Source organism: Mesorhizobium erdmanii USDA 3471, from assembly GCF_000472705.1.
GTDB classification, from domain to species: Bacteria; Pseudomonadota; Alphaproteobacteria; order Rhizobiales; family Rhizobiaceae; genus Mesorhizobium; species Mesorhizobium erdmanii.
Genome location: NZ_AXAE01000034.1, coordinates 20,679 through 34,447, shown reverse-complemented (window position 1 = coordinate 34,447; position 13,769 = coordinate 20,679). Strand labels below are relative to the sequence as shown.

15 protein-coding genes are annotated in these 13,769 nt (G+C 63.4%); 8 read left to right on the top strand and 7 right to left on the bottom strand.

The genetic code is table 11. The features are described 5' to 3' along the window. Positions 1–21: 21 nt before the first annotated feature. The 3 genes from A3AU_RS0124800 to A3AU_RS0124790 all read right to left on the bottom strand — a co-directional run bounded on the left by A3AU_RS0124800 (position 22) and on the right by A3AU_RS0124790 (position 2,898). The gene (locus A3AU_RS0124800; protein ID WP_027055282.1) at positions 22–1,050 is read right to left on the bottom strand and encodes an amino acid ABC transporter substrate-binding protein; all 1,029 of its coding nucleotides are present in this window, start codon (positions 1,048–1,050) and stop codon (positions 22–24) included. 387 nt (positions 1,051–1,437) lie between these two features. Then, entirely contained in the window at positions 1,438–2,253 is an 816-nt protein-coding gene (locus A3AU_RS0124795) for a DUF2182 domain-containing protein (protein ID WP_027055281.1), read from the bottom strand. A 9-nt stretch (positions 2,254–2,262) separates the two neighbouring features. Next, positions 2,263–2,898 carry a DUF1326 domain-containing protein gene (locus tag A3AU_RS0124790; protein ID WP_027055280.1) on the bottom strand — a complete coding sequence of 212 codons (636 nt, stop codon included), beginning with the start codon at positions 2,896–2,898 and terminating at the stop codon, positions 2,263–2,265. Positions 2,899–3,248: 350 nt separating this feature from the next. On the opposite strand from A3AU_RS0124790, the gene A3AU_RS0124785 reads away from it, so the two are divergent. The 5 genes from A3AU_RS0124785 (at position 3,249) to A3AU_RS0124765 (ending at position 7,461) form a co-directional block, all read left to right on the top strand. After that, positions 3,249–4,430, top strand: a complete 1,182-nt coding sequence (locus A3AU_RS0124785; protein WP_027055279.1) for a cystathionine beta-lyase — start codon at positions 3,249–3,251, stop codon at positions 4,428–4,430. 226 nt (positions 4,431–4,656) lie between these two features. Continuing rightward, positions 4,657–5,736: an HPP family protein gene (locus tag A3AU_RS0124780; RefSeq protein WP_027055278.1), complete on the top strand. Its 1,080-nt coding sequence runs from the start codon at positions 4,657–4,659 to the stop codon at positions 5,734–5,736. Positions 5,737–5,830: 94 nt separating this feature from the next. Next, on the top strand, positions 5,831–6,517 hold the full coding sequence (locus tag A3AU_RS0124775; RefSeq protein ID WP_161633530.1) for an RNA polymerase sigma factor: 687 nt from the start codon (positions 5,831–5,833) through the stop codon (positions 6,515–6,517). A gap of 105 nt (positions 6,518–6,622) precedes the next feature. Then, positions 6,623–7,147, top strand: coding sequence for a DUF4142 domain-containing protein (locus A3AU_RS0124770; protein ID WP_027055276.1), 525 nt, complete (start codon positions 6,623–6,625; stop codon positions 7,145–7,147). Beyond that, complete coding sequence (locus tag A3AU_RS0124765; protein WP_027055275.1) at positions 7,144–7,461, top strand: cupredoxin domain-containing protein; 318 nt, start codon at positions 7,144–7,146, stop codon at positions 7,459–7,461. The genes A3AU_RS0124770 and A3AU_RS0124765 overlap by 4 nt, the downstream gene beginning before the upstream one ends. A 72-nt stretch (positions 7,462–7,533) precedes the next feature. On the opposite strand, the gene A3AU_RS0124760 is transcribed toward A3AU_RS0124765, so the two are convergent. Further along, positions 7,534–8,169: a CGNR zinc finger domain-containing protein gene (locus A3AU_RS0124760; protein ID WP_027055274.1), complete on the bottom strand. Its 636-nt coding sequence runs from the start codon at positions 8,167–8,169 to the stop codon at positions 7,534–7,536. Between the two features lie 307 nt (positions 8,170–8,476). On the opposite strand from A3AU_RS0124760, the gene A3AU_RS0124755 reads away from it, so the two are divergent. Further along, entirely contained in the window at positions 8,477–9,319 is an 843-nt protein-coding gene (locus A3AU_RS0124755) for an alpha/beta fold hydrolase (RefSeq protein WP_027055273.1), read from the top strand. Between the two features lie 33 nt (positions 9,320–9,352). On the opposite strand, the gene A3AU_RS01000000136050 is transcribed toward A3AU_RS0124755, so the two are convergent. Further along, on the bottom strand, positions 9,353–10,228 hold the full coding sequence (locus A3AU_RS01000000136050) for a crotonase/enoyl-CoA hydratase family protein (RefSeq protein ID WP_032918070.1): 876 nt from the start codon (positions 10,226–10,228) through the stop codon (positions 9,353–9,355). 85 nt (positions 10,229–10,313) lie between these two features. Between A3AU_RS01000000136050 and A3AU_RS0124745 the strand changes: the two genes are divergently transcribed. Both A3AU_RS0124745 and A3AU_RS0124740 read left to right on the top strand, forming a co-directional pair. Then, entirely contained in the window at positions 10,314–10,898 is a 585-nt protein-coding gene (locus A3AU_RS0124745; RefSeq protein ID WP_027055272.1) for a TetR/AcrR family transcriptional regulator, read from the top strand. 59 nt (positions 10,899–10,957) lie between these two features. Then, positions 10,958–11,674, top strand: coding sequence for a hypothetical protein (locus A3AU_RS0124740; protein WP_027055271.1), 717 nt, complete (start codon positions 10,958–10,960; stop codon positions 11,672–11,674). Here the strand turns inward: A3AU_RS0124740 and A3AU_RS0124735 are convergent. After that, positions 11,612–12,478: a tetratricopeptide repeat protein gene (locus A3AU_RS0124735; RefSeq protein WP_027055270.1), complete on the bottom strand. Its 867-nt coding sequence runs from the start codon at positions 12,476–12,478 to the stop codon at positions 11,612–11,614. The two genes, A3AU_RS0124740 and A3AU_RS0124735, sit on opposite strands and share 63 nt — an antisense overlap. 16 nt (positions 12,479–12,494) lie before the next feature. Continuing rightward, positions 12,495–13,721, bottom strand: coding sequence for an anion transporter (locus tag A3AU_RS0124730; RefSeq protein ID WP_027055269.1), 1,227 nt, complete (start codon positions 13,719–13,721; stop codon positions 12,495–12,497). Positions 13,722–13,769: the final 48 nt, after the last annotated feature.

The following is a 13,769-nucleotide window of genomic DNA, read 5'->3' as shown; positions in this document are numbered from 1 at the left end:
GCCTCCCGGATCACATTTCAATCAGCGGATCGGCGGAGCGTATTGCAGGCCGCCCTTGGTCCACAGCGCATTGATGCCGCGCGCGATCTTGAGCGGGCTGCCCGAGCCGACATTGTGGTCGAACATCTCGCCATAGTTGCCGACGGCCTTGACGATGTTCACCACCCAGTCGTTGGAGACGCCGAGATCGGTGCCGATCTTGGTATCGGCTTCCTGGCCGAGCACGCGCTTGATCTCCGGGCTGGGGGAGTTCTTCATCTCATCGACATTGGCCTTGGTGATGCCAAGCTCCTCGGCGTCGAGCAGCGCGAAATAGGTCCACTTGACGATGTGATACCACTGATCGTCACCCTGGCGCACGGCCGGGCCGAGCGGCTCTTTCGAGATGATCTCGGGCAACACCACGTGATCGGCCGGCGAGCCCAGCGTCAGCCGAATGCCGTAGAGGCCCGATTGGTCGGTGGTGTAGACGTCACAGCGGCCGGCATCATAGGCGGCGTTGACCTCTTCGAGCTTTTCGAAGACGACGGGATTGTACTCCATCTTGTTCGCCTTGAAGTAGTCGGCGAGGTTGAGCTCGGTGGTGGTGCCGCTCTGCACGCAGACGGCGGCGCCCGAGAGCTGGAGCGCCGAATTCACGCCCGGCAGCTTCTTGGCGTTGATCATGAAGCCCTGGCCGTCATAGTAGGTTGTGCCGACGAAATTCAGGCCAAGCGCGGTGTCGCGGTTGATGGTCCAGGTGGTGTTGCGCGACAGGATGTCGACCTCGCCGGACTGCAGCGCGGTGAAGCGCTCCTTGGCGCTGAGCGGCGTGAACTTGACCTTGGTGCCGTCACCGAAGACGGCGGCTGCAACGGCGCGGCAGAAATCCGCATCGATGCCCTGCCAGTCACCCTTGTCGTCCGGCGCCGAGAAGCCGGCCAGACCGGTCGAGACGCCGCACTGGACGAAGCCCTTGGCCTTGACGGTATCGAGTGTCGTCGCCGACGCGGCCGACGCCATAAACCCGAACGTGGCTGCGCCAAGAATGCCGATAGCAATATGTTTCATGACCCACAGACCCTTTTCTCTGTTTTCAGGCAAACCCTGATTCTTTTTCCCGCGTGAACGCAGCTCCCATTCCAGCCCATTTCCTGGAATTCCGCATCGTAACCGACGCGCCGCCTCCCATTCACGAACGGCATCGAAGGCGATAATTCCGGTGAGGTCAAGGAAAATGACCGAAACCGAACGCGTTTGAAAATCCATTGCCTGAAATGCCTGAATTGCAGACAAACGCGCCCGCAATTTAGTCACGGCGCGAATAAAGTCGGCAAAGCGCATTCAAACCAAATGCGGGCCAGCGGCGAAATCCATCCCCGGCACCAGCCTGGCGCCTTGCTCATCTGGATACGGGATGAATTGCACGTCCGAAGACTGTCATCGGAACCTGCTTTGTCAAAGCGCGCGAAAGACGAGCCAAGCGCCGGCGGCCACCATCAACACGCCGGAAATGCGCGGGATCAACGGCCCGCTCGTGACCGTCTTTTCCAGAAGAACGAGGAGGGCGATCCCGGCGATCCACAGGATGTTCATGACGCCGCCGACGAACAGCAGGGCCATCAGCGCCCAGCAGCAGCCCAGGCAATAAAGGCCGTGATCGATGCCCAGCCGAAGCGCGCCGAGCGGCGCGGAGCGAAACCCGCCACGGCTCGCCAGGAACGAGATCGGCCCCTGACATTGGCGCAAGCAGGCGGCCTTGATCGGTGTCCATTGATAGAGGCCGGCGGCAATCAGGACGAGGCCGCCGAGGATCGTGCTGTCTGTCGCCATCAAGGGGTCAAGCAAGGCGACGCGGCCGAGCAGCCATTGCGCGCCGGTTGCCGCGACGCTGAAGGCGGTCCAGACGGTGAGATAGCCGGTAAAGAACCATCCGGTCGAAGCGATGGGCCGGCCATCCGCTTGCGCCTTTCGGCCGACGCCGGCATAGAGCAGCAGCATCGGCGCCACCGAAGGCGTCATCATGCCGACCATCATCACCGCCCACATCGTACAGATGAAAGCAAAATCCGCGGGTGCCCAGGCCCGGAAGCCGGGCGCCACGGCGGCGCCCATATCCATGCCGCCCATGTCCGTATTCGACATGTCCATTCCGGCCATGTCGGTGGCGAGCCACAAGACATAGACCCAGGCGAGCACGGCAATCCCCACGAGCGCAGCCATCACGACCACGCGGTCGCGCCGCAGCACCGCCTCGAGGGTCGTGTCGCTCATTGGATCAGGTCAATGCACGATGCCGCTCTGCGTAAGGTGCAGATTGGCGAAATGGCTGTGCGTGTCCGCAAACTCGAACTTGATCGGGCCTGTCGTCTTGGTCCAGCCGCGGCCGACTTCGGCCATCGCGTATTCGAAGCCATGCGGCAGGTCGATGCGTGCCCTGTGCTCGGCGCCGGTGACCGGATTCCTGATCGGCTCGCCATGTCCGTCGGTCACGCCCTTGACGTGCAGCCGTCCGGTTCGCGCGCCGACGTCGACCTCGAAGTCGATCGGGGCAAATATCGGGTCATGAAATTTCTCCAGAGTGGTCGAAAAGACCTGGAATATCGTCGCGCCCGGTTCGGTGTCCTGACCGCCCAGTATGCGAAGCAGTGCGTCGCGCTGGGCCTCGCTCGCCCTCTCGTCGATAACCACCGCTGCTTCGCCCTTGCCCTGGTGTATGGCGCCGGGCCAGCGGAAAATCCCGACGAACCTCAATCCATCGAGTTTCGTGCTCCCGTGATGGCCGCTCTCGATTTCCATGCCGGCAACCGCTTGACAGAAGCCGTATGTGGGCAAAGCGTTGAACTGGCATGGGCAGCCATAGGCGCAATTGCAGTTGATGAATTCGCGCGCCTTCATTGTCCATTTGACGTCGGCCATGGCATTCCTCCCCTTGCCGCGCTTGGTGAGCGCGATACCCGGATCGTGGGATCAGGAGGTAACCGGCAAAAACCATCCGGCAGCATCTGATCGAGGCAATCCGGCGATTAATATTAGAAGTCTATTATATATCTTTCGAAGCTGCCCACAATAGGTCGACAGCGCAACGATCGACGCCGCCGGCAGGCACTGCCGCAGGTGCCCGGCCCAATGCGGGATCGGCCCTGGCTCGGTCCTTCAGCCCGAGAATTGGCATATTCGAAGTCCATTCCTGGCGGACGGTGGGCTGTTGCACGGTCCATGGTGCCGCACTATGGCTAGCGCCTTGTCAAACAAGGCGAAGATGAAGAATGGCTAAGGACGGCAACGAGCAGGGTTCCGGCAAAATAGGCATCAACACGCGGCTTGCCCATTCGGGCAACAACCCGCACGACTATTTCGGTTTCGTCAATCCGCCTGTCGTGCACGCCTCGACGGTGCTGTTCCGCAATGCCGCCGCCATGGCGGATCGCAACCAGAAATACACCTACGGCACGCGCGGCACGCCAACGACGGACGCCCTTGCCCACGCCATTGACGCACTGGAAGGCTCGGCCGGCACGATCGTGGTGCCGTCGGGCCTCGCGGCGGTGACCATTCCGCTGCTCGCCTTCGTGTCGGCCGGCGATCACCTGCTGATCGTCGATACCGTCTATCACCCGACGCGCAATTTCGCCGACACGATGCTGAAGCGGCTGGGCGTCGAGGTCGAATACTACGCTCCCGAAATCGGCGCCGGCATCGCCGCGCTGATCAAGCCCAACACCAAGGTGGTGTTCACGGAGTCGCCGGCCTCCAACACGTTCGAGGTGCAGGATATCCCTGCGATCGCCAAGGCGGCGCATGCGGCCGGCGCCATCGTGATGATGGACAACACCTGGGCGACGCCGCTCTACTTCCGGCCGCTCGACCACGGCGTCGACATCTCCATCCACGCGGCAACGAAGTATCCGGCCGGCCATTCTGACGTGCTGCTTGGCACGGTTTCTGCCAATGAGAGCCACTGGAAGCAGCTCTACGAGAGCTTCTGCACGCTCGGTTGCTGTGCGGGGCCCGACGATGTCTACCAGGTGCTGCGCGGCCTGCGCACGATGGGGGTGCGCCTGGAACATCACCAGCGCGGCGCGCTCGCCATCGCGTCGTGGCTGGAAGGCCAGAAGGGCGTGGCGCGCGTGCTTCACCCTGCCCTCCCCAGCCACCCGGACCACGGCCTTTGGAAGCGCGACTTTTGCGGCTCGAGCGGCATCTTTTCCATCGTGCTTGCCGGCGGCGGCCAGAAGGAGCAGCACGCCTTCCTCGACGCCTTGCAAATCTTTGGGCTCGGCTATTCCTGGGGCGGCTATGAGAGCCTTGCGGTGCCGGTCTGGCTTGGCGACCGCGTCGTTGCAAAAGCCCCCTATGAAGGTCCGCTGATCCGCCTGCAGATCGGCCTCGAGGATGTCGACGACCTGAAAGCCGACATTTTGCGTGGTCTTGCGGCGGCGACTGCCTAACCGACCCGTGCGGGATTGGCTGCCGGACAGAATCAGCAACCGGCCGCAAGGCCTTGGCGCTGATGACAAAGCGCGAGCCGCTCGCGACATCCCGTTGCAATGCGTCGCGCAATATTATTCTGCGTGGCCGCGACTTGGCGGATTTGTTTGACTTTCAAATCCGTGAGTTCGGCTGCATTGCCTCTGCACGCCATTTCCGACCAATCCATTTCAAACAAAGCTCGCCATGGCCTTTCGTCTTTTTGTCCCCATCCTTGCCGGCGCGACGTTGCGGGAGCGGCTGCTCGCCTGCATCGGCGCCACCATCGGCATCGCGCTGACCGGTGTGATCAGCGGGCTGGCGATGGGCGGCGGTCCGCATGTGGCCCTGCTGGTGGCGCCGATGGGCGCCTCGGCCGTGCTTCTTTTCGCCGTGCCCGCGAGCCCGCTGGCGCAGCCCTGGTCGATCATCGGCGGCAATTCCATATCGGCGCTGGTCGGCGTGACGGTAGCGCATTTCGTCCATGATCCGGTATTTGCCTCGGGCCTTGCCGTGGCGCTCGCCATCGCGGCCATGTCGTTCACTCGCTGCCTGCATCCGCCAGGTGGCGCGGCGGCGCTGACGGGGGTGCTCGGCGGATCTGCCGTTGTCAGTGCGGGCTTCCTGTTTCCCTTCGTGCCGGTGGCCCTGAATTCGATCATCCTGGTCACGCTGGGATTGCTTTTCCACAGACTGGCGCGGCGCAACTACCCGCATGTGGCCGCGCCCGCCGCCAATAGCCACGGCACCGCCGATCCGCCGGCGCAGCAGCGCGTCGGCTTCCGGCCCGAGGATATCGACGCGGCACTGACCACGCTGGACGAGACTTTCGACATCGACCGCAACGACCTCGAACGGCTGCTGAGGCAAGTCGAGCTGCAGGCCATGGTGCGCTCTCAGCAGACGCTGTTATGCGAGGATATCATGTCCCGTGATGTGGTTTCAGTGCCCGAGCAGGCCACCGCCGACGAGGCGCGCCAGCAACTGCTCGATCACAATATCCGCACCTTGCCGGTGGTCGACGCCGATGCAAGGCTGGTTGGCGCGGTCGGCCTGCGTGAACTGACGAAGGCAACCGATACGGTGAAAGGCGTGATGTCAAAGGCCGGCACCGCCTCGCCCGACACACCGGCGATGAGCCTGCTTCCCGTGCTGACCGACGGCCGCAGCCATGCCGTGGTCATCGTCGACGGCGAACGGCGCATTCTCGGCCTGATCACCCAGACCGATCTTCTGGCGGCGGCCGCGCGCGTGCAGGCCGCGGACAAGGGATTGGCCGCAGCTTAAAATAGTGAAGTCGGATTGCTGAAATCCGGGAACCTTTTTCCGGCGAGCGCATCCAACGTGCAGTGAAGCGCCTGTTCGGGGAGATCCGGTCGCGATGAGCAAGCTCGCAATGCCCGCAACGACGCCCGAGATGGCCGAATGCCCTTCCGGCGACGTGCTGCTCGTGCAGCGGGCGCTGGCGCGCGACGCCGACGCCTTCCGCGTCATCATCAAGAAGAACAACCAGCGGCTTTACCGCATGGCGCGCGGCATCCTGCGCAACGACGCCGAAGCCGAGGACGTCGTCCAGGAGGCCTATGTCCGCGCCTTCGCCAATCTGCCGGCTTTTCGCGGTGAATCCTCGCTCGCCACCTGGCTGTCGCGCATCGTTATCAACGAGGCGCTCGGAAGGCTTCGCAAGAAGCGCCACACCGTGGCGATGCCTGAAAATCCGGAAGCGCAGATCATCCGCTTTCCCCTCAATCCCAGCGACGACCCGGAGCGGACGATGGCGCAGCGGCAGATTCTCGCACTTGTCGAGCGGGCGACCGACAGCCTGCCCGACATCTATCGCATGGTCTTCGTGGCTCGCGTCATCGAGGGCTTGAGCATTGAAGAGACAGCCCATTTGCTCAGGGTGCGGCCGGAGACCGTGAAGACAAGGCTGCACCGGGCGCGTACCCTGCTACGCAAGGCGCTGGACGATGAGATCGGGCCGGTGCTGCTCGACGCCTTTCCCTTCGCCGGCCGCCGCTGCGAACGGCTGACCCGGGCCGTGATGAACCGGCTGGGCTTCGACTGATCCTGTCCAGATTTTCCGGGAACGTTTCTGTCCGTCCAGCATCCAATCAACGTCAACTGGAAATGTGAGCCCGGCGCGTCTTCGCGGCCGGCCAAGGAGGATGCCATGTTCACCCGATATACCACCGCCCTCGCCGCCCTGCTTATCGCCAGCGCTGCGCCGTTCGCGCAGGCCGCCGACAAGCCGACCGACCCGCAGATCGCCCATATCGCCTACACAGCGGGCGTCCTCGACATCGAGGCGGCGAAACTGGCGGTCAAGACATCGAAGAACAAGGAGGTCATTGCCTTCGCCAAGGACATGGAGCGCGACCATGAGGCGGTGAACAAGCAGGCCCTCGACCTGGTCAAGAAGCTCAAGGTCAAGCCCGAGGACAACGCCACCAGCCAGGCGCTGACGAAAGCGGCGAAAGAGGAACGTGCCAAGCTCGCCAAGCTGAAAGGCGCGGCCTTCGACAAGGCCTATATCGAGAATGAAGTGGCCTACCACAAGCAGGTCAACGGCGCGCTCGAAACGCTGCTCATCCCCTCGGCCGGCAATGCCGAGCTGAAGAGCCTGCTCGAGACCGGCCTGAAAATCTTCCAGGGGCACGAGCAGTATGCCGAACATGTCGCCGGCATGCTGAAATGAAAGCGGGTGCCTTGATCCGTCCGTGGTGGCTGGCCGTGCTGGTGCTTACGGCGGTGCCGGCGGCGGCCGCGACCATAGAGGTCACCATCGACAAGCTTGTCTTCTCGCCGGCGACCATAGAGGCGAAGGTCGGCGACACGATCGAGTGGGTGAACAAGGACGTGGTTGCCCACACTGCCACCGTGAAGGGCGGCTGGGAGGTGACGATCGCGCCGAAGAAATCAGCAAGCCTCATATTGAAGGCAGCCGGAGCGGTCGACTATTTCTGCCGCTTTCATCCCAACATGAAAGGTCATGTGAACGTGACGCCGTGATGCATTCGCGGCTGGCGGCGCGGAGCCGCCAGCCCTCACAGCGCCGATCCAACCTGGCAGGAGCCGTCGCGGCTAATCGTGATGCGCCTTGACGCGGTGCCGGTGCGCGGCTTGCTTCGCGCGGTTGCCGCACTGCGCCATGCTGCACCAGCGGCGCCGATGGCCGCGCGTGTGGTCGACGAACAGCAGCGTGCAGGCCGGCCCCTCGCAGGCTTTCACATGTGAGAAATCCTCGCTGCAGACGAACCGCGCCAGCGCCTCGCCGATCGGCAGCAGAAGCGCCTCGGGCGTGCGCCACTTGCGGGTCGTCTGAAGCTGAAGAGGGATTTCATTACTCCCAGGCAGGTCTTTATCGGCGAGGATGGGAGCGATCCGGGCAAAGATCTCGTCACGTTCGAGCAGGCGGTTGAGCGGCTCCAATTGCGCAAGATCCTGAGCGGCCAGTGGACGCCCCTTGTGTTCGCCCACGAACCCTCGGAACCATTCCCTGAGGCGCCGCGCCTGATCGGCGACCCTGTCGAGTTCGCCCGGCAGGGCTTGCTCGCGCATGGTCTCGAGCGCCTCGGGGGGCGCCAGCCGCGCCTGGCCGACCCAGTCCAGCAATCCCTCACCGTCCTTGATCCAGTCGACGGGGGTATCGAGGGGCGTCGCGATCGAATTGAGGAAATCCAGGCCGAGCGCGTCACCGACAAAGATCGCAGAGGTCATCGCCACTCCATTTGCGCTTCGGCCCCGCCGAGCGCCCTGAACACAAATCAGTGATAACCTCTTCGAGGCCGATTGACAAGTTACGTTCTTATCGAATAACCGTTCTGAGTCACTTTAACAGGTTACGCACATCAATCCGACCTAGAAGGAGATGCCGATGGTCACCGCGCTTGATACCACCTCGATATCCCGTCGAAGCGGTGCGTGCCCGTGAAGCGTGGACCCGAGTCCCAGGCATCGGGCTTGCCGCGTTGACCTCGATAACCGTCCCAATGCCGATTTTTCGGTTACAGAAATGGAGAGAAACATGACCACCTATCGCAACGCCGATGTCGACGGCTTCAACGTTTTCTATCGCGAGGCCGGTACACCAGGCGCGCCGAAGCTGCTGCTGTTGCATGGCTTCCCAAGCTCGAGCCACATGTTCCGCGACCTCATTCCGCGGCTTGCCGGCCGCTTCCATATCGTCGCGCCCGACCTGCCGGGATTCGGCCGCTCCGACATGCCGTCGCGTGAAAAGTTCGCCTATACGTTCGACCATATTGCGCAAATCATCGACCGCTTCACCGAAGTGGTCGGCTTCGACCGCTACGCGCTCTACGTATTCGACTATGGCGCGCCGACCGGTTTTCGGCTGGCGGTGAAGCATCCCGAGCGCATCAGCGCGATCATCTCGCAGAACGGCAACGCCTACGAGGAAGGCCTGAGCGACGGCTGGAGCCCGATCCGCGCCTATTGGCACGACCCGTCGCCGGCCAACCGCGAGGCACTGCGCCCCACTTTCAAGCCCGACGCCATCGCCTGGCAGTACACGCATGGCGCGCCGGCGGATCTGGTCTCGCCCGACGGCCATTCGCTGGACAGCTTCTATTTCGGCCGGCCGGACGCCGAAGAAGTACAGCTCGACCTGTTCGGCGACTACAAGAGCAATGTCGCGCTCTACCCTGCCTTCCAGGCCTATTTCCGCACCCACAAGCCACCGTTCCTGGCGGTGTGGGGCAAGAACGATCCGTTCTTCCTGCCACCGGGCGCCGAGGCGTTCAAGCGCGACATGCCGGACGCGGTAGTGCGGTTTATAGACACCGGCCATTTCGCGCTGGAAACGCATGCCGACGAGATCGCCAAGGCGATACTCGATTTCCTGTGCTGAACGGAGAGATGGGACTAGCCGTGTCGAACTCCGTCACCTCGGTGCTTTGCCCTGCCCCGCTGCCTGGTCGAGCCGCAGCGAGGCGCGCCTTGCCTCGTCCGGCCGCGAGATATGCCTCCACGAGCCGTCGTAGCCGGGTTTGCGCCGCTCGATCCATGCGTCCAGCCCTTCCCTGAGATCGGCGGTGGGAGCCATGCGGGCGAACTGCTCGGCCTCGACCAGCAGGCCTTCGGCGATGCCGAGGTTGATGCCGCGCGCCACCGCGTTGAGGATGCTTGCTATGGCCGGCCCGGAATGCCGCAGGACACGCCGGGCCAGATCAAAAGCCGCCGGCATCAGGTCCTGATGCGGGACGACCTCGTTGACGAGGCCGAGTTCGAGAGCCCGCGGTGGTGGGAACCAGTCCCCGGTCAGCAGCAATTCGAGCGCGCGCTTGCGTCCGGCCAGACGCGGCAGCCTTTGCGTGCCGCCGAATGTCGGCGGCATGGCGAGGTTGATCTCCGGCTTGGCGAACATCGCTCGGTCGCTGGCGATTGCCAGCGGCACAGCCTCGGTGATCTCGCAGCCGCCACCGAAAGCGATCCCGTTGACGGCGGCGATGATGGGTTTGCGGAAGGCCTCCAGCCGCGCCGTCAGCCTCTGGCCGCGCATGACGAAGTCGCGAAGCGCCACATCCGTGCCCGCGGCGACACTCGATGAGAATTCGTGGATGTCGCCACCGGCGGAAAAGGCACGGTCCCCCGCCCCGGTCAGGATGATGGCGCGAACCGCATTGTCGGTCTCGATCGTGTCGAGGATCGCCAGCAGGCGATCGATCATGGCGTAGTTCAACGCGTTGAGTTTCTCCGGGCGGTTGAGGGAAAGGACGGCAATCCCTTCCCGGGTCTGGTTCAGGACAAGGTCGGTCATTTGAGCTTCCTTCCAGCATGTCGATGGCCGGAAGGGTACGCCTTTCCTTGCTTGTGTATATTCACTAGTCGGTATACATAAGCGAATGCCTGACACGCAAAGTCCGACCCGCAAGCGCATCATCGATGCCGCAACCAGACTGTTCTACGCGGAGGGAATCGGCCGTGTCAGCGTCGATGCCATCGCCGAAAAGGCGGGGCTCACCAAACGCACGCTCTATTACCACTTCAAGAGCAAGGACGATCTGATCGCCGCCTATCTCGATGGCCGCGACCAGCCCAACCTGCAGCAAATCGCCGGCTGGTTCGACGCGGCGCAAGGTGGCGCAGACCGCAAGGTCGAGGCGATCTTCAGCAATCTGGCACGGGTTGCGCGCCATCCGAAATGGAAGGGATGCGGGTTTCTGCGCACCGCCGCGGAACTGGCCTCGATGCCCGGTCATCCGGCGGTCAAGGTCGGGTCGCGCCACAAGTCGAATTTCGAAACTTGGCTGGCTGGCGAATTGTCAGGGCACGACATCAAGGAGCCGCAGGCCTTGGCCCGCGAGATCGTGCTGCTGATAGATGGCTGCTTTTCGATCATGCTGATCCATCGCAATCCCGACTACATCGAGGCCGCCGGACGAGCCGCCGCAACGCTTGTTCGAGCGAGATCCCGGAACAACGACTGACCGGCCGCCGCTTGGAGCGTGGCCGGCAAGCATGGTATCGCAAATGTCAGGAGGCGGCGATGCGTGTCATTTTCCGGTGTGATCCAATGTTGGTCGAGCATTTGCCACGCCCGATCCTGGCGCGCGGCGCTCTGCCGGATTGGCTGCGCTCGATGCCCGCCAGCGCCTATTCGGCAATCCACGGCCGCGACATTCGCACGCTCAAGCAGTGCCCGCCGGTGGTCGACGCGATGACCTATGGCTTCATGGTCTTGCTGCCATGCGACGTCGTTGTCGGCAAGGGGACGTTTTCCTGGGACTGGAAGATCCCGGACCCGGTCACCAAAAACCACCCCAGAGCGCCGCTGAGCTTCCACACGCCGGGCCAGCTGGCCGGCAGCCCGTTTGCCAATCCAGACCAGGCCGCCCTCAAATTCAACAGCTTCTGGACCATTGAGGTCGAGGATGGCTGGTCGCTGTTCGCGACGCACCCGGTCAATCGCGAGGATCTTCCCTTCAGGCTGGTGACGGGCCTGGTAGATTCCGACCGATTCAACGACGGCGGCATCAATTTCCCGGCGGTCTGGACGGAACCCGAGTTCTCCGGCGTGCTCCGGAAAGGAACTCCGGTCGCGCAATGCTTTGCGGTTCCACGGGCCGCGCCACAGCTCGAATTCGAGGTGTTCGACGAGAAACGCCAGGCATCCTATGCTCAGACGGTCGCGGATGTCCTTTCAACGCCCGGCGTCTATCGGAAGCGGTTTCGCGCCAGGCGGGGGCGCTCCACCGGCGAGTGAGCGACGCAGCGCCTCCTCATCAAGCCACAGCCGGCCACTTGGCGCCGACGTAAGTGCCATGGCAATAACGCCGAAGGTGGATGGGCTCAGACCATAGGCCAATGAATAGGCTGCCATAGCCCCGTCGAGATCACCGGTTTCCTGCAGCACGACACCCAAATTGACGGCAGCCTCCGGTGCGGCCGGGCTCATCTCGATCACCCGTCGATAGGCTTCGGCGGCGCTGCCGAACTTGCGGATGTCCTGACGCACCAACCCAAGATCGAACCAGGCAGTCGGGTGCCCGCCGCCGGCGACGGCTTGTTCGAGGAGGGCTTCCGCCTCCAGGGACGCGCCGCGCTCCCAGGCAAGGCGCCCGAGGCGCGCCATTGCTTCCTCGGATTTCGGATCCCTTTGCAAGACAAGTGTCCAGGACGCCGCCGCCGAGGCATCGCCTGCCCGATCCAGGGTGCGAGCCCGCTCGAGCAGTATCTCGGCCTGCGATGACAGCCTTGCGGCGCGATCCAGCAGTTGCAACGCCGCTTCGAACCTGCCTTCAGCCCGGGCAATCCGGCATGCGAGAACCAAGGCGGGCACATTGTCCGGACGAGCGGCAAGGCTTGCTTCGATACGCGCACGAGCCTCCGGCAGGTCAGCTCTCGCGAACAGGACCGCGGCCAACAGATGGCAAAGCGCCGGATCGCCCGGGTGCCGCCTCAGGCCCGACTCGCACAGATCCACCGCCTGGCCGTGATTGCCGGAATTGAAAGCGGCCACGGCGCGGCGGACCAGATCTCCGCTTTCACCTTGACCGGTATTCACCATTGCTTTGCCGTTCCCTCTAGAACCCAAACGCCAGCCATGCCGTCCCGACCACGAGCGTGATCAGCGTCAGAGGCAAACCAACCTTGAAGAAGGCACCGAAGGACAACGGCGTGCCGGCCGCCTTGGACTGTTCGGCGACGATCAGGTTGGCGACCGAGCCGAGCAGCGTGAAATTGCCGGCAAGCGTCGAACTCATCGCCACCACAAGCCAGGCGCGTTCGGGATTTTCCAGTCCGGGTATGAAGGGCCGCAGCGCCAGCACCGCCGGCACATTGCTCATGATGTTGGAGAGTACCGCGGTGAATCCCGACAAACGCCAGACGTCGTCGAGGCCGAGATTCTTGGCCGAGGCGATGAGATCAGGCGTCAGCAGCATCCGTTCGGCGCCGGCAACGACCACGAACAGGCCGGCGAACATGAACAGCAGCGGTCCGTCGATCTCGCGATAGATGCGTTCCGGCTTGATGGCGCGGGTGAGCAGGAGGATGGCGCCGCCGATCAGTGCCGCCTTGGCAACCGGAACCCCGGCGAAGAAGGCGATGGCCAGGCCGATGCAGACGACCACCGCCTTCAGCACCTGTCCGCGATGCATGCGACCGCGCGAGACATGCGGCGTCAATTGAATGGTGCGGGTGAACTCGGCCCGATAGACAATGCGTACGATGACGATGACCGCGACGAGGCCGAACAGCGCGACCGGCGCGAGCGCAGCCGAAAAGGCGGGATAGGAAATGCCTGACAGCGCGCCGATGACCATGTTCTGCGGATTGCCGGTGATGGTGGCGACGCTGCCGCAGTTTGACGCGGTGGCGGTGGCGATCAGGTAGGGGATCGGGTTGCGGTTGATGACGCGGGTGACATGGACGACGATCGGCGCCATGACCAGGCAGATGGCATCGTTGACCAGGAAGGCCGACAGCACGCCGGTCAGCACCGTCACCATCACAAGCAGCATGAACGGCGCATGCGCATGCTCTATGGCTATGGCGCCCAGGCCGCGAAAGGCGCCGGAGACCTTCAGATGCGCCACCACGATCATCATGCCAAGCAGAAGCGTGATGGTGTCGAAATTGATCGCGCGGTAGGCATCCTCCATGCTGATCGCGCCAATGGCGATCATCGCGGCACCGCCAAGCAATGCAATGCCTGCCCGATCAAGACGCAGGCCAGGGATGCGGCCGATGGCGACGCCGGCATAGGTCAGGACCAGGATCAGCAGTGCCGCAGCGCCCATCAATGTCATCGGTAGCAAGTCTCGCTCGATCTGGCGACGCCGATGCAGTCTGCCGGT